Genomic DNA, 24778 nt, shown 5'->3' on the forward strand with positions numbered 1-24778 from the left:
CCCCGGGCCGGGTCAGGGCGCCTTCAGCAGCGGCAGTGTGATGGCGACCTTCAGTCCGCCACCGGGGCGGTTCAGGAAGCTCAGGCGGCCGCCGAAGTGCTCCACCGCCTCGTGCGCGATGGCCAGGCCGAGGCCGGTGCCGCTGGCAGCGGTGCCCGGTGCCCGGAAGAAGCGCTCGCCCAGCCGTGGCATCACGTCGTCGGGCACGCCGGGGCCGTTGTCTTCCACATACAGTTCGACATCATTGTCGTCCAGCGCGTGCACGCCGACCGTGACGGTCGCATTGCGGCCGGCATAACGCAGGGCGTTGTCGATCAGGTTGTCCAGCGCTTCCTGCAGCATGGCGCCGTTGCCGAGTACACGCAGCGGATGGGGGCTGCCGCGGTAGCCCAGGTCGATGCCATCACGGATCGCCTCCGGAACGCGCGTGCCGACCCACTGCGGCACCAGCTCGCACAGATCCAGTGCCTCCACGGTATCGGGCACGGTCTGCGCCCGGCTCAGCGCCAGCAGCTGGGTGCTGACCCGGGCCGTGCGCTGGTTGAGCCGGCGGATGTGCTGCAGTGCCTCGCGCACCGTATCGGGGTCACCGTGTGCCAGCGCCTGGTCCACGTGCAGGGCCATGCCCGCCAGCGGCGAACGCAGCTGGTGCGCGGCATCGGCGATGAAGCGGTTCTGCAGGGTGATCATTTCCGCCTGGCGGGCAAACAGATCGTCGATGGTGCTGATCAGTGGCTGGATCTCCTCCGGCACATCGGCATCGGAGATCGGTGCCAGTTCGCCGCGGCGCTGCGCCAGGCGGGTCCTCAGCGGGGTCAGGATACGCAGGCCGTAGGTCACGCCGAACCAGACCAGCGCGGCAGTGCCCAGCGCCAGCATGGTCATCAGCGGGATGATGATCATCAGGATCTCGCGCGCACGCTGTCGGCGGTCGGCCATGCTCTCGGCCACCGTCACCGCCAGCTGGTCCTGCGGATCGTTCATCGCCTGCGTGCAGACGGTGGCCATGCGCACCTGCTGGCCATTGAGGTTGCCGTCGTACAGCGCCGGATGCACGCCGGTGCAGTCCTGCGAGGGGGCATAGGGGCTGAAGTCGGCGTTGCCGCTGAGGGTGCCCTTGCGGCTGCTGTCGACGTTGAAGTAGCGATGGCCGTCGGGGTCGTACTCGATCAGGAAGCGCGCCTGCGGAGACAGGTCGCTGGTCACCGGCATGGTGCTCAGCATCTGCGCGAACGAATGCGTGTCGTCGATCAGGTTGCGGTCGTGGATGCGGTTGGAATAGTCCAGCGCAACGTAATAGGCCAGGATCGTGTTGAAGGTGAGCAGGCCCAGCATCGGCAGCGCCAGGAAGGCGAGCAGGCGCCGGCGCAGGCTGGGGGGGCCACTGATCACGAGGCGCTTTCGTCCTGCGCGTCTTCCAGCATGTAGCCCAGCCCGCGCACGGTGCGGATGCCCATGCCGCCGGGCTGCAGCTTGCGGCGCAGGCGGTGCAGGGCGATGTCCAGGCCGTTGTCGGTGAGGTCCTGGCCCCAGTCGCACAGCGCTTCCACCAGCTGCGCGCGCGATACGATGCGCTCGGCGCGTACCGCCAGTGCCGACAGCAGGCCGAATTCGCGCGCGGTCAGTTCCAGCGACTGGTCGTCGATCCACACCCGATGCCCGGCCAGGTCAATGCGCAGGCGGCCGATGCGCAGGTCCGGGTTGCCATTGCTGGTGACCCGGCGCAGCTGGGCACGCACGCGTGCTTCAAATTCGTCCAGCGCGAACGGCTTGACCAGGTAGTCGTCGGCACCCAGGTCGAGCACACGCACGCGCTCGGCCAGACCGTCACGGGCGGTCACCACCAGCACTGCGAGGCCATCTCCGCGCAGGCGCAGGCGCTGCAGCACATCGCGGCCATCCAGCTGTGGCAGGCCAAGGTCCAGTACCAGCAGCGCGTACTGGGTCGAGCCCAGCGCGGCGTCGGCGTGCGCGCCATTGTCGACGTGGTCGACCACATGGCCCTGCCGGCGCAGCGAGGCGCACAGGCCGGAGGCGATATCCGGGTCGTCTTCAGCAATCAGAACGCGCATGCGCGGGGGCTCCTGTAACGGTCAGGCTCACCGGATGGACGGGGTGGGCCTCTCTCGGCTGCCGAGGGTAGCCGCAAACCGGGTGAAGGTGGAGCGCGCCGCTACCGCCGGGTGCCGTCGCGCTGTCCCGCCATTCAGTCCTGCAGGCCGGGCTCGCCCTGCGCCAGCGGCACCCGCGAACCGTCCAGCAGGCCACGGCTGAGCCTGCCATCTTCGATGAACAGCAGTTCGCCGTTCTCGCCGTTCTTGATGCTGCTGTCGATGGCGATCACACGGTCGCCATGGAAGCTGCTGACATGCGGCATCGAGGTATGGCCGACCACGATGCGCGAGAGCTGCAGGCGGTCGAGCACGTTCTGCACCCCTGCGGTGTCCAGGCGCCCATCGAAGTAGCCGCGGTACCAGATCGGGCTGGTCTTGCCGTCATACAGCGGTGCGGTGGCCGGGTCGGCCTTCACTTCGGCCCTGGGCAGGCCGAGCGAGGCCTGGTAGGCCGCGTTGGTGCGCGCCGGGTCCAGCGCCAGCTCGACGGCTTCGGGCGAAATGCCGCCGTGCAGGAACAGGGTGTCACCGATCTTCAGCAGTACCGGGCGGGTGCGCAGCCACTGCCCGATCACCGAGTCGGGACCGTACAGTTGCGGGTAGCTGCGACCGAGCAGCTGGGCGCTGCGCAGGTACTTCGGGTTGACATAGCGCAGGTCGTCGTACAGCACCATGGTCTCGTGGTTGCCGAGCACGAAGTGCACCGCGCCGCCGGCCGCAGCCGCCTGCTGCTGCAGGCCATACAGCAGCCAGAAGGCTTCGGTCACCTGCGGGCCGCGATCGAATACATCGCCGGCGATGACCAGGGTGTCCTTGCCCAGCGCCCAGCGATCCTGTGCGTCGATGACCTGGTGGGCGCGCAGCAGGCGCACCAGCAGTCCGTACTGGCCGTGGATGTCGGACAGCGCGACGATGCGTGGCACGGCCGGCAGCACCGAGATCGACGGTGCATTCGGGGCAGCCACATGCACCGTGTGTTCGTAGCCGCAGCGCGGGGCGATATCGGTACCTGCGGCCTGCGTGGCAAGCGTGTGCGACTCGACCTTGTCGTCGCAGATCCATCTGGCCTGCAGCCGGTCGCCCTCGCGGAACACATAGGGGCCATCGGCCTGCACGTGGTCGGCGGGCGCGGCAACCTCGCGGGCCTGTGTGGCTCCGGCGCTGCAGGCCAGCAGCGGCAGCAGCAGGGCGGTCATCAGGGAAGGGCGATAGCGCGACATCGGCGGTGTCCGGCGGCGGAAACATCCGATGCTAACCGGCACGACCGGATCGTGGTGTGCGCGAATGGGCGGGTCAGGCGCCGTGCCCGTCGTCCTTGAGCTTGCGCACACGTGTTGCGGCGGCCTGCAGGGGCTGGCCGTCACGCCCGCGCGGCTGCATGTAGGGCAGCGGCCGCCGCGTCGCCGATTCGATCAGCTGTGAATGGGCTTCGCCTGCACCGAAGCGATGGCGCTCTCCCCACTGGCGCAGTGCGACCAGCAGCGGGAACAGTTCCAGGCCTGCGGCGGTGAGCACGTATTCCTGGTAGGCCGAGCCGTCGGAGGCCGGTTGCAGTTGCAGGATGCCGGCCTCGACCAGCCTGCGCAGGCGATCACTGAGGATGTTGCGGGCGGCGCCCAGGCTGCGCTGGAAGTCGCCGAAGCGGCTGACGCCGTCGAAGGCATCGCGGATCACCAGCAGTGCCCAGCGATCACCGAGCAGATCGGCGCTGCGGGCAACGGGGCAGGGGCTGTCTGCGTGCATGGCGGTCTCCGTCCGATGTGGTTGCAGTTTAAAACCAATGGCGCTAGCCTGCATCCGGTTTCAATATGCAACCAGATAATGAATGCCATGCCGATTCCACGCTCCCTGCTGGTGCTGCTTGCGGTTGCCGCCGGTGCCAGCGTTGCCAATGTCTATTACGCACAACCGCTGCTGGATCGGCTGGCGCAGGCCTTTGCCTTGGAGCGGGCAGTAGCCGGTGCGGTGCTGGCCGCGACCCAGGCCGGCAGCGTGCTGGCATTAATCGGATTGCTGCCGCTGGCTGATCGCGGTGATCGGCGGCGCCTGCTGCGGCTGCAGTTGGCGGCACTGGTGGTGGCTCTGCTGTGGCTGGCGGCGGCACGCACGGCCAGCTGGCTGTTGTCGGGCATGCTGCTGGCCGGGCTGTTGGGCACCGCGCTGACCCAGGGCTTGATCGCCTACACGGCAGCGATGGCCCCGGCCACGCAGCGCGGGCGCGTGGTGGGGGTGGTGCAGGGCGGGGTGTTCATCGGGCTGCTGCTGGCGCGGGTGCTGTCCGGCACGGTGGCGGCCATCGCCGGCTGGCAAGCGGTCTACCTGTTGTCGGCAGCGGTGATGGCGGCCCTGTCCATACTGCTGTGGCGGCGCCTGCCGGCCGTGCCGATACCGGCGTTGCCGCCACGTTGGGGCGAACTGCTGGGCTCGATGCTGGGCATGCTGCGCGAGGACCGAACGCTGCGCGAGCGCGGGCCGCTGGCGTTGCTGCTGTTTGCGGGGCTCAACGTGTTCTGGGCCGCCGCCCCGTTGCCGCTGTCGGCACCGCCGCTGCACTGGTCCACCGCGGCCATCGGTGCGCTGGGCCTGGCCGGGGTGGTGGGTGCATTGATGGCAGCGCGGGTCGGGCACTGGATGGACTGCGGTTTTGCCGATCGGGTCAGTCTTGGCGCGTTGCTGCTGATGCTGGTCGCGTGGTGGCCGCTGCTGGGCCTGCCGCAGTCGCTGTCGTTGCTGCTGCTGGGTGTGATCGTGCTCGATCTGGGTGGGCAGGCGCTGCATGTATCGAACCAGGCGCTGCTGCTGGGCGCGCCGGGTGAGCAGCATGGACGCCTGGTGGCCTTGTACATGCTGTTCTATGCCGTGGGTAGCGGTGCCGGTGCGGCGGCTGGGCCCTGGATGCAGGCCCGGCATGGCTGGCCTGCGGTGTGCCTGCTGGGCGCCGGCATCGCGGTGCTCGCGCTGCTGTGGTGGGCGGCGTGGTGGGTGGTGGCGGTGAAAGCAGCAGCTGGCGGCCGTATTGGTCGAGCCGGCTGTCGGTAGAGGCGACTGTCAGTCGACTGCTCTTCGCCCCGCGTGCGAAAAATCCCGCGCTGCGCGCGATAGTCGACCAGCGGTCGACTCTACCTGTCCTGTCGTCATCGCTGCAGTGCACGCCGTCCCGGGGCTTCCTGCAGGTCCGCGCTGGCCACCACCACGCGGTTGCGGCCGCTGCGCTTGGCCTCGTACATCGCGGCGTCGGCACGTGCCATCAGCCGCTCGTAATCCGGATGACCATCGTGACCGGCCACGCCGATGCTGGCGGTCAGCTCCAGCACCTGGCCATTGGCCAGTGCTACCGGCGACTGTGCGATCTGCCGGCGCAGGCTCTCGGCGATCACCGCGGCCTGTGATTCGCTGGCCGCGACCAGCACCACCACGAACTCCTCGCCGCCATAGCGGAACAGGTAATCACTGCCGCGGGTCAGCTGGCCGAGCAGGCCGGCGACGTGCTGCAACGCGCGGTCGCCGGCATCGTGGCCGTGGCCGTCGTTGATTGCCTTGAAATGATCCAGGTCGAGCAGCAGCAGCGAGAACGGCGTGCGGTTGCGTGTGGCCAGCTCGATTTCCCGGCGCAGCACGGTGGGCAGGAAGCGGCGGTTGAGCAGGTTGGTCAGCGCGTCGCTGCCGGCATCCAGTTCGCCGATGCGTTCGAACAGCAGCGTCATCAGGGTACGGATGCTGGCCAGGTCCTCGCGGATCGACGGCAGGGCTGCCAGGCGTTGCGCAGGGTCATCGTCCGTGGCGCGCTGCAGGCATCCGTCGATGCGGGCCATCAGCCGGCCGACCTGCTGGGTCTCGCTGCTTTCGCCAAAGCTGGGAATACCCTTGTGGGTGAACCACAGGCCGAATTCGGAGGTGGCCAGGCTGGCGCTGTCGCTTCCCTGCATATGGCCGGCCAACGCGTAGAGGAGGGCGTTTTCCCAGTCCAGCAGCAGTGCACGCTGGCGCTCGCGTTCGGTGCTGACGTTCTGCACCAGCGAGAACAGCCGGTATGCCGCGTCGGCGCGGCTGGAGCGCTCGCGCGCATGGGTGTAGGCGAGGGTCATGCCTTCCATGGCGATGTCCATGATCGCACTGAGGCAGTCGATGGCGGCGAATGCGGTGGCACTGTCGGGCGCGTCGTCACGCAGGCGCACGAACAGCGCGTGCTTGAGCACGCGCGCGCCGCGGGTGACCAGGTCGACGGGAATACCGACCCGTGCATGCACATCGCCGATCACCCGTTGCGAGGCAACGGTGGCGACGACGCCGGCGGCGTCGGTGGTCAGCAGCTGCACCAGCCAGCGCTGCATGGCCGGCTGCAGGCGCTGCTTGACCTGGTCATGGGACAGGAAGCGGCGTGCACGCGCGTCCTGCAGCAGCACTTCGTAGAAGCGTTGGGCCAGCGCCGGTGGGGCATCGGCGGCAGCGGCATGCAGCAGCGCGGTAGCGGCTGGGCCGGCCTGCTGCAGGCACAGCTGCCACGCCTCGGCCAGCGGCTGGCTGGCATCGTCCAGTTGGGGTGTTTCCACGTCGATCTCTGACTGCGTACGACAAACCACGGGTATCGGCCGCGGAGGCGTGCGGTTGATGGCGGGTTAGCCGGCCAGTTTACGCGCCGTGCAGGGTTGCACGGTGCGCAAACCAGATCGGCGCCGCTGCGGCAATGAGTGAACGCATTTGAGAATCAATCGCATTGGTGGGAGAATGCGCGCACGGAACGGGCTGCAGGTGCCTGCAGCACTGCTCCGCCTCCCCCTCGTCGCTGCCTCAAGCCCTTTGCCAGAGGCCCCGTAGCCCTGCCAGAAGGTCCTGATCATGTCTCCTGCCGTTGTCCTATCGCCGCGCCCGCTGGCGCTTGCTGTTGCCGCCCTGCTGGCCGGCAGTGCCCTGACCGCCCAGGCCGAAACCGACGCTACCGATATCGACACGGTGCACGTCACCGCCTCGCAGATCGCGCGCCAGGCACTGGGTACCTCGACCATCACCGCCGAGGACATCGCCCGGCGCCCGCCAGCCAATGACATCGCCGAGCTGCTGCGGACCATGCCCGGCGTCAACCTGACCGGCAACAGTGCCTCGGGCCAGTACGGCAACAACCGCCAGATCGATCTGCGTGGCATGGGCCCGGAAAACACCCTGATCCTGGTCGATGGCAAGCGCATCGGCGCACGCGATGCCGTGCGCATGGGGCGCAGCGGTGAGCGCAATACCCGCGGTGACACCAACTGGGTGCCGGCGGAAATGATCGAGCGCATCGAAGTGCTGCGCGGCCCGGCGGCGGCACGCTATGGCTCCGGTGCTTCTGGCGGCGTGGTCAACATCATCACCAAGCGCCCGACCGGCGACCTGACCGGTGCGGTCGACCTGTACGGCCTGGTGCCCGAGCACAGCGCCGAAGGCGGCAGCGAGCGCGTCGGCCTGCAGTTGAGCGGGCCGATGACCGACACCCTGTCGTTCCGCCTGTACGGCAATCTCAACAAGACCGACGCCGATTCGCTGGAACTCAACCGTGACTTCGCGACGAATCCGAACGCGGTGCCGCCGGCCGGCCGCGAGGGCGTCAAGAACCGCGATGTCAACGCGCTGCTGCGCTGGGACGTGACCGCCAACCAGGTGGTGGAGTTCGAAGCCGGCACCAGCCGCCAGGGCAACATCTACGCCGGCGACCGTGCGGTCAGCACCACCGGCACTTCGACCGGCATCGATCTGGCCGCCCTGGCCGACAACAAGGCGGAAACCAACCGCATGTACCGCAACACCGGCGCGATCACCCATCGTGGCCGCTGGGGCGACGTGACCTCGCGGGTGACCGCCGCGGTGGAAGCGGTGAACAACTCGCGCATCAACGAAGGCCTGGCCGGTGGCCCGGAAGGCAGCTTCAACGGTACCGACTGGTCGACCTCGCGCCTGCGCAACTACCAGCTGGATGGCGAAGTGAGTTTCCCGACCACGCTGGGCGGCGCCGAGAACATCTGGACGCTGGGCTTCGAGTACCTGGACAGCCGCCTGACCGACCCGTATTCGATGAGCCAGTCCAGTACCAGCGGCGGCGGCATCCCGGGGCTGTCGGCCGATCGCGCACGCGGCAAGTCCGACGCGCAGACCACGGCCGTGTTCGTGGAAGACAACATCTACCTGGGTGAGCGCTGGATCGTTACCCCGGGCCTGCGCTTCGACCACCACAGCCAGTTCGGCAACAACACCAGCCCCAGCCTCAATGCGCAGTTCCGCATCAACAGCGACTGGGTGGTAAAGGGCGGCATCGCCCGCGCGTTCAAGGCGCCGAACCTGTACCAGTCGAATCCGGACTATCTGTACTACACCCGTGGCAATGGCTGCCCGAATGCACTGCCAAGCCTGGGCGCCGGCTGCTACATGCGCGGCAACGCGGACCTGAAGGCGGAAACCAGCCTGAACAAGGAACTGGGCATCGAGTGGGCACCGCAGAGCGGCTGGCAGGCGTCGTTGACCTACTTCCACAACGACTACAAGGACAAGATCCAGGCCGGCTACACCCAGATCGGCCTGACTGCCGACACCAGGGGCCGCATCTTCCGCTGGGAGAACGCACCGAAGGCGATCGTGCAGGGGCTTGAAGGCAACCTGGTGATCCCGTTGCTGGGCGAGCAGGGCAACCGCCTGAAGTGGAGCAACAACTTCACCTACATGGTGGAAAACGAGAACAAGAGCACCGGCCAGCCGCTGTCGGTGATTCCGAAGTACACCGTCAACACGATGCTGGACTGGCAGGCCACCGACAAGCTGTCGCTGCTGCTGACCGGCACGTTCTACGGCAAGCAGAAGCCGGCCACCACCAACATCAACAATGATCCGCGCTGCACCGGTACCTGCGATCCGTCGCTCGCGCTGCAGGACCGTGGTGCGTACAACATCTGGGGCGTGAGCGCGCGCTACAAGGTGACCGAGACGGTCAGCTTCGGTTTCGGCGTCAACAACCTGGCCGACAAGCGCCTGTTCCGCGAGGCCAACAGCAGCGATGCCGGCGCGGCAACCTACAACGAGCCGGGCCGCGCGTACTGGGCCAGCCTGCGTTTCGGGTTCTGATCCGATGAGAACTGCGCCGGGGCGTTCCCCGGCGCAGCCTGGGGGTTACTTCACCTGCCGGCAATCGCGCAGGTGGACGCCACCGGTGTCCATCTTGTCGACCACGCCTTCCAGTTTCACCCAGTCGTTCTCGCGCAGGGTGGCGCCCAGTGCCATCTGATCCGGGGCCAGGGCACAGTGCACGGTGAAGTTGGCGTTGTTGTCGTCGTTCGACTGGCGCCCGCCGATGCCACCGATGCCCTTCATCCTGGTGACCAGATAGCCCACCTCGAAGGTCTTGGCAAAGCGGTTGGCTTGGGCGGTGTAGACCTGGCCATCGATGACGAAACGACGGCCGAAATACTTGACGAGCAACGGCTGGTACATCGCATCGGTATCCGGCGGGGTGCTGGTGCCGGAGAACAGCGCCCTGAGCGGTGCGGTGTTGATTTCCCGCTGCAGCCGCTTGGAGTCCTTGCCCATTTCGGTGGACATGCCGACCGCGGTGGCCTGGATCGGCTTGTCGAAACCGCTGGAAACACGCACGGCTTCGGCGATCGCCTCGCCTTCGGGGCCGGTCTTGAGCTTGTCCAGCCAGCCACACAGCGCGCTGCGTGCGTCCTCTTCCTTGGCGGTCTGCCCGCGCGACAGCTTGGTGCCGACCACCACGTTGCCACCATTGGAGGCGGTGATGATGCTGACCAGTGGCATCTTGGTGTCGGTCTGCAGCACGTACATCTGGCCTTCGGTCTCGGTGATGACGTCACCGCTGACGAAGTTGTTGCCCTCATCAAGCGCTGCCTTGCGCAGCTGGCCCAGCGCACTGCGGGGCTTCAGGCCGGGAAGGGTGACCTCGGAGGTGAAGAACTGGCCATTGCGGGGGTCGCCTACCGCCTGGAAGTTCTGCTGGCAGGTCTTGGCCGAGGCGCTTGCGGCCGTGCCCAGCGCGCAAGCCACGGCGACGGCGACCCAGGGGGTCTTGGTAGTCCACATGTTCCGGATTCCTTGTGCTTGGGTGTCCATTGCGGGCAGCAACGCCGAAGCGATCCGGCTGCCCGTTCCCCATCCAGAGGGGATGCGGCCATCATAGTGTGGCCCGGCACGGGCGCAAGCTGCGGCGAGCCGCGGCGTGCAGTCTGCAATGTTATAAACACCGTGATAGTTTCCCCACGGCCGCCGGCGTAGCCTGCCTCCATCGCAAAGGAGCTGTTGCCATGGGCCACGACCACGATCACCTGCCATCCGAGATCCGCCACGAGAAACCCTTGTGGTGGGCGCTCGGCCTGACCTCCACCTTCCTCGTCGTCGAAGTGGTGGGCGCGTTCTGGACCAACAGCCTGGCGCTGTTGTCCGATGCGGCGCACATGGCCACCGATGCTCTGGCATTGATGATCGCGCTGGTCGCGGTGCGGCTGAGCCGGCGCCCGCCGGACGCGCGTCGCACCTACGGCTATGCGCGCCTGGAAGCGCTGGGCGCGATGATCAACGGCGCGATGCTGTTCGTGGTTGCCGGCTACATCCTGTGGGAAGCCATTGGGCGTTTCCGTGAACCGCAGGAGATTGCCTCGTCGGGCATGCTGGTGATCGCGGCGGCGGGCCTGGTCATCAACCTGATCTCGATGCGCCTGCTGCAGGCCGGCAGCGGCGAGAGCCTCAACGTGAAGGGCGCCTACCTGGAAGTGTGGGCGGACATGCTCGGCTCGGTGGCAGTGATTGCTGGCGCGCTGTTGATCAAGTGGACCGGCTGGAAGCCGATCGATCCGATCCTGGCGGTACTGATCGGCCTGTGGGTGCTGCCGCGCACCTACGTACTGATGCGAGAGGCGATCAACGTGCTGCTGGAAGGCGTGCCCAAGGGCATGGACGTGGCCAAGGTGCGTGACAGCCTGTCCGGCCACGCTGCGGTGCTGGACGTGCATGACCTGCATGTATGGGCGCTGGCCTCCAGCACCCCGGCGCTGACCGCGCACATTGTGATGCGCGACGGCACCGATGCCGATGCGCTGCGCCGTGAGCTGGGCGGGCGCCTGCACGATGACTTCGGCATCGAGCACGTGACACTGCAGCTCGAAGCGGACCACTGCGGCGAAGCCTGTGGTGAGCCGGCGCCGGCCAAGGGCGGCGAGCACGAAGGCCATGAGGGCCACGACCACGGCGAGGACGCGCAGGGCCATCGCGGTCACGTGCATCGTTGAATGAAAATGAAGGCCGCACCGGGGAATGCCCGGTGCGGTCATTCGTCCCGTCGCGAGGCCAGCCGATCCGCCAGCCGGGTCGGCTCCGGCAGCCGGTAGCCACGCAGCGTGCGTTGCACCCAGTCCAGCGCGGTATCAGCACTGACCCGATGGCCGCCGGCCACGAACAGAGGCTTGCAGCGCAGCTTGCTGCGCAGCACCCAGCCAAGTTGTTCATCACCATCCTGCAGCGGCGTATGCGCACCGGCCTCGGCGCCCGGTTCGACGAACCGGCCCACCAGTTTCGACTTGGCCACGCCGATGCTCGGCAGGTCGGTCACCACACCCAGATGCGCGGCCACGCCCAACCGGCGTGGATGGCTGATGCCGTGGCCGTCGACGAACACCAGGTCCGGCGTGCGCGGCAGCAGCGCCAGCGCGGCCAGCAGTGCCGGCAGTTCGCGGAAGCTGAGCAGGCCGGGGATGTAAGGCATCACCGTAGGAATCCGCGCGATTTCCTGCGCTACGGGCTGCAGCGTCTTTGCATCCAGCAGCACCGCCGCGGCGCGGGTGATGGCGCCGTTGTCTTCGAAGCCGACATCCAGCCCGGCCAGCCAGCGCACGTTGCGCGGCAGGCGGTCCTGGCGCTCCACGCGGCCAGCCAGCCGGATCTGCTGCTCGCGGGCGGCGGCGACGCTGCCTTCCCAGCGCCCGGGGTCGATCACCGTATTCATTGGCCGCAGCATCGCATGCGCGGTGCCACGGCCCGGTGAGTGGCGCCCGGGGCTACAATGGCCGCCTGCCTTTCCTCGCGTTGGAGACCCTGCAGTGACCCGTAAACTCGTACTGTTGCGCCATGGCCAGAGCCAGTGGAACCTGGACAACCGCTTCACCGGCTGGGTCGATGTCGACCTGACCGAGCAGGGGCGCCGGGAAGCGGCCGCCGCCGGTCGCCTGATGCGCGAGGAAGGCCTGCAGTTCGACGTTGCCCACACCTCCGTGCTCAAGCGCGCCATCCACACCCTGCAGGGGGCGCTGGCCGAGCTGGAGCAGGACTGGCTGCCGGTGAACAAGTCCTGGCGCCTCAACGAGCGCCACTACGGCGGCCTGCAGGGCCTGGACAAGGCCGAGACCGCCGCCAAGCACGGCGAGGACCAGGTCAAGGTGTGGCGTCGTTCGTACGACATCCCGCCGCCGGCCATGGACCTGGAAGATCCGGGCCACCCGATCCATGACCGCCGCTACGCCGGCCTGGACCGCAACGCGCTGCCGGGCACCGAATCTCTGGCCACCACCCTGGACCGCGTGCTGCCGTACTGGCACGACGCCATCGCGCCGCAGCTGAAGGACGGCAAGACCGTGCTGGTCACCGCCCACGGCAACTCGCTGCGCGCGCTATACAAGTACCTCAACAATGTCTCGCGCGAGGAAATCCTCGAGCTGAACATCCCGACCGGCATCCCGCTGCTGTTCGAACTGAACGATGATCTGACCGTGCAGTCGTTCCGCTACCTGGGTGACCCGGAAGCGGCGCGCAAGGCTGCTGAAGCCGTAGCCAACCAGGGCAAGGCGCGGTAGATACCCACCGCTGGTGGGTATTGCTCTGGCGGGTTGTGCGGACCAACGGTCCGCACGTGCCCGATTGCGGCCACGGGCGTTCCCCCTGTGACCTTTGGCCGGTCCCACCGCAGGCCTCCCCGGCTACCCTGTGAAATTACCCGCAGGAGAGCCTCATGAACGTCCGCAACCTGGTCCCGCTGGGCCTGACCCTCGCCATCGCTGCCTCGCTGGCCGCCTGTGGCAAGAATGAAACTGCACCGGCCGCCAGCGCCGACGCCAAGCCGGCCTTCGACCAGTCGCAGATCAAGACCGCGCTGATCAGCCTCAACAGTGCCGATCTGGATCCGGCCATCTCGGCCTGTACCGACCTCAATGGCTTCGTCAACAGCAAGTGGCTGAAGGCCAATCCGGTGCCGGGCGACCAGACCACCTGGGGCAGCTTCGAGATCCTGCGCGAGCGCTCGCTGGAAGTGCAGCACGCGCTGGTCCAGCAGGCCGCCGCCAGCCAGGCCAAGGCCGGCTCGGTGGAAGCCAAGATCGGTGACATCTGGAAGACCGGCAACGACGAAGCCAAGATCGAAGCCGCCGGCCTGGCGCCGCTGCAGCCGCAGCTGGACAAGATCACCGCGCTGAACGACACCGCCGCTATCACCCAGTACCTGCGCGACAGCCAGGCCGAGGGCAAGGGCGTGCTGTTCTCGCTGTTCGCCAATGCCGACTACAAGGATTCGGCCAACGTCATCGCCTACGTCGGCCAGGGCGGCCTGGGCCTGCCGGAGAAGGGCTACTACTTCGACGATGCGCAGGCCAGGATCCGCGACGCCTACGTGGCCTACATCGCACAGGTGCTGACCCTGTCCGGCGTGGACGCGGCACAGGCCGCCGAGCAGGCCAAGGCCGTGATGGCCTTCGAAACCCGCCTGGCCAAGGCCTCGATGTCGCGCATCGAAATGCGTGACCCGGCCAAGCGCTACAACCCGCTCAGCGCCGCCGACGCCGACAAGTTGACCCCGAACTTCAGCTGGACCGCGCTGTTTGACACCCTGAAGGTGCCGGCCGCGCAGAAGTTCTCGCTGGCGCAGCCGGGCTTCTTCGGTGAAATGGACAAGATGCTCGCCGATGTGCCGGCCAGCACCTGGCAGGCCTACCTGCGCTTCCACACCATCGACGACGCCTCGCCCTACCTGAGCAGCCAGTTCGAGAAGGCCAACTTCGAGTTCTTCGGCAAGACCCTGCGCGGCCAGCAGGAGATGCAGCCGCGTTGGAAGCGCGTGCTGGAGTCGGTCAACGGTGGCATGGGTGAAGCCCTGGGCCAGCTGTACGTCGACGCCGTGTTCCCGGCCGAGTCCAAGGTGGCCATGCAGCACCTGGTGGAGAACCTCTCGGTGGCGCTGAAGGCGCGCCTGGAGCAGCTGCCGTGGATGGGCGAAGAAACCAAGAAGAAGGCACTGGAAAAGTGGGCCAGTTTCACCCCGAAGATCGGTTACCCGGACAAGTGGCGTGAGTGGACCGGCCTGCAGACCAACGGTGACAGCTACCTGGGCAACATGCAGGCGGCACGTGCGTTCAACTACCGCTACATGCTGGACAAGATCGGCAAGCCGGTGGACAAGACCGAGTGGGGCATGACCCCGCAGACCGTCAACGCGTACTACAACGCCACCAAGAACGAGATCGTGTTCCCGGCGGCGATCCTGCAGGCGCCGTTCTTCGACGCCAAGGCCGATCCGGCGTTGAACTACGGCGGCATCGGTGCGGTCATCGGCCACGAGATGATGCACGGCTACGACGACTCGGGCAGCCAGTTCGCCGCCAACGGCAACTTCGACAACTGGTGGACCGACGCCGACCGCAAGGCCTTCACCGAGCGTACCGACCAGCTGGTCGCACAGTTCGATGGCTATGAGTCGGTGCCGGGCGTGTTCGTCAAGGGCAAGCTGACTCTGGGCGAGAACATCGGTGATCTGGGCGGCCTGACCGTGGCCTACGACGCGCTGCAGATGGCGCTGAAGGAAGATCCGAAGGCGAATGTCGAGGTCGATGGCCACAGCCAGGACCAGCGCTTCTTCATGAACTGGGCCACAGTGTGGCGCCGCAACTTCACCGACGGTGAGCTGCGCGTCCGCCTGAACACCGACCCGCATGCGCCGGCCAACTTCCGTGCCAACGGTGCACCGTCGAACATGCCCTCCTATGCCGCTGCATTCCAGTGCAAGGCCGGCGACGCGATGGTGCGTGCCGACGACAAGCGCGTGGTGATCTGGTAATCGATCGCACGTGATGCGTGATGCGAAAGGCCCGGCGAACGCCGGGCCTTTTGTTTGTCGACCCGGTGGCGCCGGATCGGTAGAGTCGACCGCTAGTCGACTATCGCGCGCAGCGCGGGGTTTTCGCGATCGGTACGAAGAGCAGTCGACTAGCAGTCGACTCTACCGACGAGCCGGCCAGAGCATCAGTCAGGCCAGCTCCGGTTCCCGTGCCAGCATGCGATGGAAGCGCTGCAGCACGTAGGGATCGATCAGTCCGCCGGACTGCTCGTCGATGATGCGCAACGCAGTCTCGCGTTCCATCGCCGCGCGGTAGGGGCGTACGCTGGTCATGGCATCGTAGGCATCCGCAACGGTGACGATGCGTGAGCCCAGCGGAATGCTCTCGCCACGCAGGCCATCGGGATAGCCGCTGCCATCGAAGGCCTCGTGATGGGCGCGGATCAGGCGTGCGACCGGTGCCGCGTCGCTGCGGCCGGTGGCGAGGAAGATGTGTTCGCCGCGCACCGGATGCTCGCGCATGATCGCGCGTTCTTCGTCGGTATGCCGGCGCGGTGTCAGCAGTACATCGTCGGGAATGCCGATCTTGCCGATGTCGTGGAAGCGCGCGGCCAGGCCGATCTGCGAACAGGCATCGTGATCGAGATCGCAGTGCGTGGCCAGGCGCTGCGCGAGCAGGCCAACGCGGTCGCAATGGTGGCGGGTGTAAGCGTCGCGCATCTGCAGCGACATCGAGAGGGCATCGATCAGGCAGGCCTGCGCGTGCAGCAGGTCGGGGGCGGGTACGGCGTCAGGGAACATGGTCATCCGCCCGCACCGGGTGGGGACCGGTGCGGGGTGTTCGGGGGCGATCAACCCGGGGCGAGGGTGGTCAGAAGGGCGCGGGCCGCGTTGAAGCGGTCTTCCGGCAACGGCAGCGGGTGCTTGATGCGCAGCTTGTCGGGCCCTTCCATGGCGTAGAGGTTCGGTTGTTTCTGGATCAGCTGGATCACCGCCATCGGATCGATGTTCGGCTTGGACTCGAACACGATGCGGCCGCCGTTTTCGCCCAGGTCCAGCTTGCGGATGCCCAGCGTGTTGGCTTTCAGCTTCAGCTCGGCGATGGCGAACAGATGCTTGGCTGCATCCGGCAGCAGGCCGAAACGATCGATCATCTCCACCTGCAGCTCGCGAAGCGCATCGCTGTCGCGCGCGCTGGAAATGCGCTTGTACAGGGTCAGGCGGGTGTGCACGTCCGGCAGGTAGTCTTCCGGGATCAGTGCCGGTACATGCAGCTCGACTTCGGCGCCGCGCACTTCCTCGCCGGCATCCAGGTCGGGCAGCTTGCCCTGCTTGATGCTGCGCACCGCGCGTTCCAGCAGCTCGGTGTAGAGGCTGAAGCCGACCTCGGCCATCTGCCCGCTCTGGTCCTCGCCGAGCAGTTCACCGGCACCGCGGATCTCCAGATCGTGCGTGGCCAGGGTGAAGCCGGCACCGAGCTCGTCCATCGACGCGATGGCTTCCAGGCGCTTTTCGGCGTCCGGAGTGATCGAGCGGCGGTCGGGCGCGACCAGGTAGGCGTAGGCGCGGTGGTGCGAACGACCGACACGGCCACGCAGCTGGTGCAGCTGGGCCAGGCCGAAGCGGTCGGCGCGGTTGATGATGATGGTGTTGGCGTTGGGGATGTCGATGCCCGACTCGATGATCGTGGTCGACAGCAGTACGTTGAAGCGCTGCTTCTGGAAATCCAGCATCACCTTTTCCAGCTCGCGCTCGGGCATCTGCCCGTGGGCGACGCCAATGCGTGCCTCGGGCACCAGCTCGGACAGCTCGCGCTGCATGCGGCCGATGCTTTCCACGTCGTTGTGCAGGAAGTACAGCTGGCCACCGCGAGCGAGCTCGCGCTGGAAGGCTTCGCGCAGCAGCGCGTTGTCCCACTGGGTGATGAAGGTCTGCACCGCCAGCCGGTTCGGCGGCGGCGTGGCGATGATCGACAGGTCGCGCAGGCCGGCCATGGCCATGTTCAAGGTGCGCGGGATCGGCGTGGCGGTCAGCGTCAGCAGGTGCACGTTGGCGCGCAGCGCCTTCAGGGCTTCCTTCTGGCGCACGCCGAAACGCTGCTCCTCGTCGACGATGACCATGCCCAGGTCCTTGAACTTCACGTCCGGCTGCAGCAGGCGATGGGTGCCGACGATGACGTCGATGGTGCCGGCGGCCACCTTCTCCAGTTCGGCCTTGATTTCCTTGGCAGTCTTGAAGCGCGACAGCACTTCGACCTTCATCGGATAGTCGGCGAAGCGGTCGCGGAAGTTGCGGTAGTGCTGCTCGGCCAACAGCGTGGTCGGCACCAGCACGGCCACCTGCTTGCCGGCACTGGCAGCGGCGAATGCCGCACGCACGGCCACCTCGGTCTTGCCGAAGCCGACGTCGCCGCAGACCACGCGGTCCATCGGCTGGCTGCTGGCCAGGTCGCGCAGGGTGGCATCGATCGCGGCCAACTGGTCCGGGGTTTCCTCGAACGGGAAGCCGGCCGCGAACGGCTCGTACATCGCGCGGTCGACCTGCAGTGCCAGGCCGGCACGTGCCTGGCGCCGGGCCTGGATCTCCAGCAGTTCGGCAGCAACGTCGCGTACTTTTTCGGCGGCCTTGCGCTTGGCCTTGCTCCACTGCTCGCCACCGAGCGAATGCAGCGGCGCGGTTTCCGCTGAAGCACCGGAGTAGCGGCTGATCAGGTGCAGCTGGGCGACCGGCACGTACAGGCGGTCACCCTTGGCGTATTCGATTTCGAGGAACTCGCCGGGCATGCCGCCGACGTCCATCGCGATCAGGCCACGGTAGCGGCCGACGCCATGGTCCTCGTGCACGATCGGCGCGCCCTCGGTCAGTTCGCCGAGGTCGCGGATGATCGCTTCCGGCTCGCGGCCGGCACGGCGCGTGCGGCGGGTGCTGCCGGCGCGCTCGGGGAACAGCTGGCGCTCGGTCAGCACCGCGATGCGCGGGTCGTCCAGTGCGAAGCCATCCTCCAGCGGCGCCACCGCGATCGCGAAGCGCGCATCGTCGGCGAGGAAGCTGGGCAGGTCGGCCACTACCGGTGGCTTCAGCTCGGCGGCCTGCAGCACTTCCAGCAGGGCCTCGCGACGCCCGGGCGAATCGGCGGCAATCAGTACCCGGCCCGGATAGTGGCCGAGGAAGGATTTCAGCGCGTCGCCAGCGGGGGCCTCGCGTGCGGCCACCGGCAGCGGCGGCAGCGGCTGGTCACCCAACGCATGGGCATCGGCGATGCGCGCGTGGTCAGCCGACCACACCTCGATGCGCGGGGCATCGTTCAGGCGCTCGCGCAGCAGCTCCGGCGACAGGTACAGCGCCGACGGCGGCAGCAGCGGCCGTTCGACGTCGTGGCGGCGCTGTTCGTAACGCTCGCCGGTCTGCGCCCAGAACGCCTCGGCGGCTTCGCCGGCACCGGCACAGACCACCGGCAGGCTGCCGTCGGGCAGGTAGTCGAACAGGGTTGCGGTGCGTTCGAAGAACAGCGGCAGGTAGTACTCGACGCCAGCCGGGGCCAGCCCGGACTTCAGGTCCTGGTACAGCGCGCTGCGCCGGGTATCCACATCGAAGCGCTCGCGCAGCGTGGCCAGCACGCGAGCGATGCTGGCCTCGTCCATCGGGACTTCGCGGCCGGGCAGCATGTGCACGGACTCGACCTTGTCCAGCGAACGCTGGCTTTCCGGGTCGAAGGCACGGATCGAGTCGATGTCTTCGTCCAGCAGCTCCACGCGCAGCGGCTCGTCGGCACCCATCGGGTACACGTCCAGCAGGCCACCGCGCACGGCGAAGTCGCCCGGGTCCATCACCTGCGGCACGTTGCGGTAGCCGGCGCTTTCCAGGCGGCGCTTCTCGGCCTCCAGATCCAGGCGCTGGCCGACCTTCAGGTCGAAGCTGCCACCGATCACGTAGCTGCGCGGGGCCAGCTGCTGCAGCAGGGTCTGCACCGGCACGATCACCAGGCCACGCTTCAGCGCGGGCAGGCGGTGCAGGGCAGCCAGGCGCTGCGAGATGATGTCCGGATGCGGGCTGAAGCGGTCGTAGGGCAGGGTTTCCCAGTCCGGGAAGGCGACCACCGGCAGTGACGGGTCGCTGCCCAGCAGGGTCTGCAGGTCGGCTTCGAGCTGATTGGCGCCGTGGTTGTCACGGGCGATCACCAGCAGCGGGGCATCGTGCGCACGCGCGGCCTGGGCCAGGTACCAGGCCAGGGCGGTCGGCGAGGCGGGGGCGCGCCACCAGGCGCGGAGCTGGCCGGCGCGCGGCAGCGGCGGGGCGGGGTATGAGGTACGCGACATGGACCCCGGATTTTAGCAGAAGCCCGATCGAAGCCCGGTGGGTCGTATCGGCCGTTGGCCGGCAGCCTCATGTGCCGTTGGGGTAACGCAATGCCGGCCAGCGGCCGGCACTACCGGAAAGCGTCGCCGGGCGGGGCCCGGCGCATCCGTCAGTTGTCCAGCTCCAGCACCATCCGCACCAGGCCTTCGGCGCCAGTCGGGTGCGGCACCGGCTTGAAGCCCAGCGAGGCGGCCAGCTGCTTCATCGGCTCGTTCTCGGCGGCAACGTCGCCGTACAGGCGGTCCAGGTACTTGCCGCGGCCCCACTTCACCAGCTTGCGCATCAGCTGCCGGCCCAGGCCCTGGCCAATGAGGAAGCGGCTGATCAGGATCGCGTACTCGGCTTCACGGGTACCGGGGATGATCGAGGCCCGGGCGACCGCGCCGACCACCGCTTCGCCAGCGGGCAGGGATTCGGCTGCGACCAGGGTGATCTCGGTCTTGGGATTGGGGTGGGTCAGGCGCTGGGTGGTTTCCGGCGAAAGCTCGGTCACCGCCTGCAGGAAACGATCACGGATTTCTTCCGGCCCGAACAGGCTGAACGCCGCTTGCAGCGGTGCGCCATCTTCCGGGCGGATGGGGCGGATCAGCAGCTCGTGGCCGCTGGGAGCCTTGAAGATCTCATGCCAGGGCGGCATGCGGTTGCGAGTGGCCATACCGGGTGATTCCTTGGTGGTCCATCGATTGTGGCATCACCGGGGCTGCATTCCGTGAACGAAAGGCTCACGGCGGTACAGCCTCGTGAAGGCCGTTATTCGGGTGCTTTGAGCCAATCCAGGCGGGTGCTGGCACCGGGTTCACCCAGGTGCTGGCGCAGTGCCGGCAGGGCCGGGCCGACCACCCGGTCGAACTGCCAGGGCGGGTTGAGCAGCAGCATGCCGCTGCCATTGAGGCGCAGCGGCGAGTCGTCCGGTCGCACCAGGAACTCGATCGTCATCGCCGATTTCACTGGCAGGGCGCTGGCCTTGCGCAGGAAATGCAGGATGGTGCGGCGCTGCTTGATCGGGAACCAGACGGCACAGGTGGCCTGCGGCCAGCGCGCCAGGGTTTCGGCCAGGGCGGCCAGAACAGCCTGGTATTCGGCGTCCTGGGCCTCGTAGGGTGGGTCGATCAGGACCAGGCCACGGCCGATCTTGCTGCCGTTGAACTTCGGCGGCAGCAGCGAGCGCAGCAGGGCATAGCCATCGCCCGGGCGCACATCGACGCGGCTGTCATGGGCGAACAGGGCCTTCAGCGTGGCCGTTTCGGCTTCCTGCAGCTCACACACCGCCATGCGGTCCTGCGCACGCATGGCCTGTGCGCTCAGCAGCGGTGAGCCCGGGTAGTTGGTCATCGCGCCCACCGGGTTGTCGGCCTGTACCGCCTTCAGATAGCGCTCGACCACCTCCGGCAGCTTGGGCTGGGCCATCAGCCGCATGATCCCGGATTCGGCCTCGAGGGTCTTGCGGCTCTCTTCACTGGCCAGCAGGTAGCGGCCGGCACCGCCGTGGGTATCGAGCACGAAGAACGGGCTGTCCTTGCGCTTGAAGCTGTCGATCAGGGCCAGCTGCACGATGTGCTTGAGCACATCGGCGTGGTTGCCGGCATGGAAGGCGTGGCGATAGTTCATGGGCGGCAGTGTACGGGGCGGCGGCCGCAGCGGCTATGCTGCGCGCCATGACAGCTCCCGTTGCCCATGTCCTGGTAGTCGAGGACGAAGCCGCCATCGCCGAAACCGTGCTCTATGCGCTGCGCAGTGAGGGCTATGCCGCCAGCCACTGCCTGCTGGGCGGCGAGGCCCTGCAGCGGCTGCAGGCCGGGGATATCGATGTGGTGGTGCTGGACGTGGGCCTGCCCGACCTGGGCGGCTTCGAGGTGTGCCGGCGGCTGCGCGCGCAGCCCGGACCGGCGGCCCAGCTGCCAGTGATCTTCCTGACCGCCCGCAACGACGAAGTGGACCGCGTGCTCGGCCTGGAGCTGGGCGCCGATGACTACATGACCAAGCCGTTCTCGCCGCGCGAGCTGGTGGCGCGGGTGCGCGCGCGCCTGCGCCGTGCGGCACCGGTCGTGGCAGCGCCCAGCGCCGATGCGGGGTGGCAGGAACATGGCACCTTCGCCATCGACCGCGAAGGCCGGCGCATCCGCTTCCGTGGCCAGGCACTGGACCTGACCCGCTACGAGTACGCGCTGCTGGAGGCGCTGCTGCAGCGCCCCGGCGCCATTCTCAGCCGTGCCCAGCTGATGGACCGTGGCTGGGACAGCAGCGCCGACAGTGCCGACCGCACCGTTGATACCCATGTAAAGACGCTGCGCGCCAAGCTGCGCGCGGCCGGTGCCAGCGACGACCCGATCCGCACCCACCGTGGCCTTGGCTACGCGCTGGAGGTCTAGCCGATGCGCCTGGTGCTGAAGCTGTTCCTGGGCTTCTTCCTGATCACCGGCATCGCGGCCTTCTTCGTGATGCGCGTGTTCGTCAACGAAGTGAAGCCGGGTGTGCGCCAGGCGATGGAATCGACCCTGGTCGATGCCGCCAACGTGCTGGCCGAGATGGCCGCCGCCGACGTCAAGGCGGGCACCATCCGCAGCGGCAGCTTCACCCGCAACCTGGCCAAGGCGCGGCAGCGCGACCTGAAGGCGATGGTCTGGCGTTTCCCGAAGCGTTCGCTGGACTACCGGGTGACCATCACCGACGCCAAGGGCATCGTCATCTACGACTCGCTGGGCCGCGACCTGGGGCGCGACAACTCGCGCTGGAACGACGTCTACCGCACCCTGCGTGGTGAGTACGGCGCCCGTTCCAGCCCTGAAATCGCTGGCGAAGAGGGCGATACGGTGATGCATGTGGCGGCGCCGGTGTACGACCCGGTCGATGGGCGCACCCTGATCGGCGTGCTCAGCCTGGCGCAGCCCAACCGCAGCATCGATCCGTTCATCGCCGCCAGCCAGCGCGCCATCATCGAGCGCGGCGCCTGGTTGATCGGGTTGTCGGCGCTGGTCGGCGTGCTGGTGACGATGTGGCTGACCACCGGCCTGGGCCAGCTCAGCCGCTATGCACGCGCGGTCAGCGCCGGCGAACCGGTGCCGCCGCCACGGCGCCGTCGCGACGAGATCGGCGATCTCGGCCAGGCACTGGAAACGATGCGCCGCAAGCTGGAGGGCAAGGCCTACGTCGAGCAGTACGTGCAGTCGCTGACGCATGAGATGAAAAGCCCGCTGGCGGCCATCCGTGGTGCTGCCGAGCTGCTGCAGGAGCCGCTGCCCGAAGCCGATCGCGTGCATTTCGCACGCAGCATTGTCGACCAGCAGGAGCGGCTGACCGAGACCATCGACAAGCTGCTGGCACTGGCTGAAGTGGAACAGCACGGTTGGCTGCAGACCCGTGATCCGATCGCGCTGCCAACCTTGTTGGCCGATGCGGCCGCGGCCGCGCAGGTGCGCGCGCAGGCGGCGGGCGTGCAGGTCCGCATCGGCAGCGTGCCCGACCTGCAGGTGCAGGGCGACGGCTATCTGTTGCGGCAGGCGCTGCACAACCTGATCGACAACGCGATTGCGTTCTCCCCGGCCGGCGCGGAGGTCGCGTTGCAGGCCGAGGTGGACGGGCAGGGCGTGCGCCTGCAGGTGGCCGACCGCGGTGCAGGCATTCCCGACTACGCACGTGAGCGGGTGTTCGAACGCTTCTATTCGTTGGCCCGCCCGGGCAGTGGTCGGCGCAGTTCCGGCCTGGGCCTGCCGTTCGTGCAGGAAGTCGCGCGCCTGCACGATGGACGCGCCAGTGTCGACGTCCGCGAGGGCGGCGGTACCGTGGCCAGTCTGTGGCTGCCCTTGGGTGCGCCGGGCCAGCGCCCGCGCCGCTGACTTCACACTCGCTTCAAATTCGCCACAAACCCTGCTCACCACGGCGGTCCATCCTGCAGCCCTCTCCAACGAGGATGGACCATGAAATCCCTGAAGATGCTGCTGAGGTTCGCCATTGTCGGTGGGCTGATCCTGCTGCTGCTGGTTCCGCTGACGATGATCCGCGGGGTCATCAACGAACGCAGCGCGTACCGTGACGAGGCCTTCTCGCGGGTGGCCGACAGCCGCGCCGGTGCACAGCAGCTGGTGGGCCCGGTACGGGTGGTGCCATGGGTGGAACGCAAGCAGGTTGAACTGGTTGACCCGCTGGGCGTCAAGAAGACCGAGGTGCAGGTCACCGAAGGGCACTGGCTGCAGATGCCGGCGTCGCTGGAGGTGGGCGGCGAGATGCTGCCGAGCCAGCGCGAAGTCGGCTTGTTCAAGGTGCCGGTGTACAGCTGGAACGGCCAGCTGAAGGCGACCTTTGCCGCGGACGATTATCCGGTGAAGGCCGGCCGCAGCTATGGCCAGCCGTATGTGGCGGTGGGCATTTCCGATGTGCGCGGCCTGGTCGGTACGCCGAACCTGCGCGTGGATGGCAAGCAGCTTCGGTTGCTGCCGGGCGTTGGCGCGGCCAGCGAAGTGGGGCGAGGCCTGCATGCACCGGTAGCCGGTTTTGCTGCGGATCAGGGCGGCACGCTGGCTGCCAGCACCGTTGAACTGGAGTTGCGCCTGGATGGCAGCCGCATGCTGTCGGTGGTGCCGGTGGGCGATGACACCCACATCGCGCTGCGTTCGAGCTGGCCGCATCCGTCGTTCAGCGGTGCGTTCCTGCCCAACGAGCGCCGCGTCGATGCGCAGGGCTTCGATGCGCGCTGGGCGGTGTCCTCGCTGGCCTCCGACGCACAGCGCCAGCTGCGCAGTGACGGTGCGGTCGAATCGCAGGCGGTGACGGTGTCGCTGGTCGATCCGGTCGATACCTACACCCAGGCCGATCGTGCCTCGAAGTACGGCGTGCTGTTCGTGCTGCTGACTTTCGTGGGCTTCATCTTGTTCGAGCTGATCAAGTCGCTGCGCATCCACCCGTTGCAGTACCTGATGGTGGGCCTGGCGCTGGCGATCTTCTTCCTGCTGCTGATCAGCCTGTCCGAGCACATCGCGTTCTGGAAGGCCTACCTGGTTTCGGCCGTGGCCTGTATCGGCCTGCAGGCGGTGTACCTGGCCAATGTGCTGGGCCACTGGAAGCGCGGCCTCGGCTTCGCGGCGCTGCTGACCGTGCTGTACGGCGCGCTGTATGGCCTGCTGGTGTCGGAGAACAACGCGCTGCTGATGGGTTCGCTGCTGCTGTTCGTGATCCTGGCGCTGGCGATGTGGGTGACCCGCCGGGTGGATTGGTACGCGCTTGGCGCAGAACTGAAGTAAGGAGCACG

19 protein-coding genes are annotated in these 24778 nt (G+C 67.6%); 8 read left to right on the forward strand and 11 right to left on the reverse strand.

From position 1 onward, the window contains the following. Positions 1-12: 12 nt before the first annotated feature. The 4 genes from ACZK4H_RS06435 to ACZK4H_RS06450 form a co-directional block, all read right to left on the reverse strand. Positions 13-1392: a sensor histidine kinase gene (locus tag ACZK4H_RS06435; protein ID WP_099552403.1), complete on the reverse strand. Its 1380-nt coding sequence runs from the start codon at positions 1390-1392 to the stop codon at positions 13-15. Next, a complete protein-coding gene (locus ACZK4H_RS06440) occupies positions 1389-2072 on the reverse strand; it encodes a response regulator (RefSeq protein ID WP_099552402.1) in 684 nt (227 codons plus the stop codon). The genes ACZK4H_RS06435 and ACZK4H_RS06440 overlap by 4 nt, the downstream gene beginning before the upstream one ends. Positions 2073-2206: 134 nt before the next feature. Further along, positions 2207-3334, reverse strand: a complete 1128-nt coding sequence (locus tag ACZK4H_RS06445) for a metallophosphoesterase (protein ID WP_099552401.1) — start codon at positions 3332-3334, stop codon at positions 2207-2209. A 73-nt stretch (positions 3335-3407) separates the two neighbouring features. Continuing rightward, positions 3408-3857 (reverse strand): winged helix-turn-helix transcriptional regulator, encoded by a 450-nt coding sequence (locus ACZK4H_RS06450; RefSeq protein WP_099552400.1) that lies wholly within the window; start codon positions 3855-3857, stop codon positions 3408-3410. A 78-nt stretch (positions 3858-3935) separates the two neighbouring features. Here ACZK4H_RS06450 and ACZK4H_RS06455 point away from each other — a divergent pair, with 78 nt between their 5' ends. Next, positions 3936-5153 carry an MFS transporter gene (locus tag ACZK4H_RS06455; RefSeq protein WP_197577824.1) on the forward strand — a complete coding sequence of 406 codons (1218 nt, stop codon included), beginning with the start codon at positions 3936-3938 and terminating at the stop codon, positions 5151-5153. Positions 5154-5248: 95 nt separating this feature from the next. On the opposite strand, the gene ACZK4H_RS06460 is transcribed toward ACZK4H_RS06455, so the two are convergent. Further along, complete coding sequence (locus tag ACZK4H_RS06460; RefSeq protein ID WP_099554724.1) at positions 5249-6664, reverse strand: GGDEF domain-containing protein; 1416 nt, start codon at positions 6662-6664, stop codon at positions 5249-5251. Positions 6665-6950: 286 nt separating this feature from the next. Between ACZK4H_RS06460 and ACZK4H_RS06465 the strand changes: the two genes are divergently transcribed. Then, the gene (locus ACZK4H_RS06465) at positions 6951-9200 is read left to right on the forward strand and encodes a TonB-dependent siderophore receptor (protein WP_099554726.1); all 2250 of its coding nucleotides are present in this window, start codon (positions 6951-6953) and stop codon (positions 9198-9200) included. 45 nt (positions 9201-9245) lie between these two features. Here ACZK4H_RS06465 and ACZK4H_RS06470 read toward each other — a convergent pair whose 3' ends face one another. Continuing rightward, positions 9246-10172, reverse strand: coding sequence for a hypothetical protein (locus tag ACZK4H_RS06470; RefSeq protein WP_099554728.1), 927 nt, complete (start codon positions 10170-10172; stop codon positions 9246-9248). 221 nt (positions 10173-10393) lie between these two features. Between ACZK4H_RS06470 and ACZK4H_RS06475 the strand changes: the two genes are divergently transcribed. Beyond that, complete coding sequence (locus ACZK4H_RS06475; protein WP_099554730.1) at positions 10394-11374, forward strand: cation diffusion facilitator family transporter; 981 nt, start codon at positions 10394-10396, stop codon at positions 11372-11374. Positions 11375-11412: 38 nt separating this feature from the next. On the opposite strand, the gene nfi is transcribed toward ACZK4H_RS06475, so the two are convergent. Continuing rightward, entirely contained in the window at positions 11413-12087 is a 675-nt protein-coding gene (nfi, locus tag ACZK4H_RS06480) for a deoxyribonuclease V (RefSeq protein WP_099554732.1), read from the reverse strand. 94 nt (positions 12088-12181) lie between these two features. Here nfi and gpmA point away from each other — a divergent pair, with 94 nt between their 5' ends. Both gpmA and ACZK4H_RS06490 read left to right on the forward strand, forming a co-directional pair. Beyond that, positions 12182-12931 (forward strand): 2,3-diphosphoglycerate-dependent phosphoglycerate mutase, encoded by a 750-nt coding sequence (gene gpmA, locus ACZK4H_RS06485; RefSeq protein ID WP_033830680.1) that lies wholly within the window; start codon positions 12182-12184, stop codon positions 12929-12931. Positions 12932-13086: 155 nt separating this feature from the next. After that, positions 13087-15180 carry a M13 family metallopeptidase gene (locus ACZK4H_RS06490; RefSeq protein ID WP_099554734.1) on the forward strand — a complete coding sequence of 698 codons (2094 nt, stop codon included), beginning with the start codon at positions 13087-13089 and terminating at the stop codon, positions 15178-15180. A 189-nt stretch (positions 15181-15369) separates the two neighbouring features. Here the strand turns inward: ACZK4H_RS06490 and ACZK4H_RS06495 are convergent, their stop codons facing one another. From ACZK4H_RS06495 to ACZK4H_RS06510, 4 genes are all read right to left on the reverse strand, one after another. Further along, entirely contained in the window at positions 15370-15987 is a 618-nt protein-coding gene (locus ACZK4H_RS06495; RefSeq protein WP_099554736.1) for an HD-GYP domain-containing protein, read from the reverse strand. Between the two features lie 44 nt (positions 15988-16031). Then, positions 16032-19496: a transcription-repair coupling factor gene (mfd, locus tag ACZK4H_RS06500; protein WP_099554738.1), complete on the reverse strand. Its 3465-nt coding sequence runs from the start codon at positions 19494-19496 to the stop codon at positions 16032-16034. Between the two features lie 149 nt (positions 19497-19645). Next, a complete protein-coding gene (locus tag ACZK4H_RS06505; RefSeq protein WP_004150340.1) occupies positions 19646-20191 on the reverse strand; it encodes a GNAT family N-acetyltransferase in 546 nt (181 codons plus the stop codon). A gap of 95 nt (positions 20192-20286) precedes the next feature. Further along, the gene (locus ACZK4H_RS06510; protein WP_099554740.1) at positions 20287-21144 is read right to left on the reverse strand and encodes a 23S rRNA (adenine(2030)-N(6))-methyltransferase RlmJ; all 858 of its coding nucleotides are present in this window, start codon (positions 21142-21144) and stop codon (positions 20287-20289) included. A 35-nt stretch (positions 21145-21179) separates the two neighbouring features. Here ACZK4H_RS06510 and creB point away from each other — a divergent pair, with 35 nt between their 5' ends. The 3 genes from creB to creD all read left to right on the forward strand — a co-directional run bounded on the left by creB (position 21180) and on the right by creD (position 24770). Further along, positions 21180-21905, forward strand: a complete 726-nt coding sequence (gene creB, locus ACZK4H_RS06515; RefSeq protein ID WP_099554742.1) for a two-component system response regulator CreB — start codon at positions 21180-21182, stop codon at positions 21903-21905. Between the two features lie 3 nt (positions 21906-21908). Then, entirely contained in the window at positions 21909-23369 is a 1461-nt protein-coding gene (gene creC, locus ACZK4H_RS06520) for a two-component system sensor histidine kinase CreC (protein WP_099554744.1), read from the forward strand. Between the two features lie 81 nt (positions 23370-23450). Then, positions 23451-24770 carry a cell envelope integrity protein CreD gene (gene creD, locus ACZK4H_RS06525; protein WP_099554746.1) on the forward strand — a complete coding sequence of 440 codons (1320 nt, stop codon included), beginning with the start codon at positions 23451-23453 and terminating at the stop codon, positions 24768-24770. Positions 24771-24778: the final 8 nt, after the last annotated feature.

This window comes from Stenotrophomonas sp. 78350_Sma (assembly GCF_056482105.1).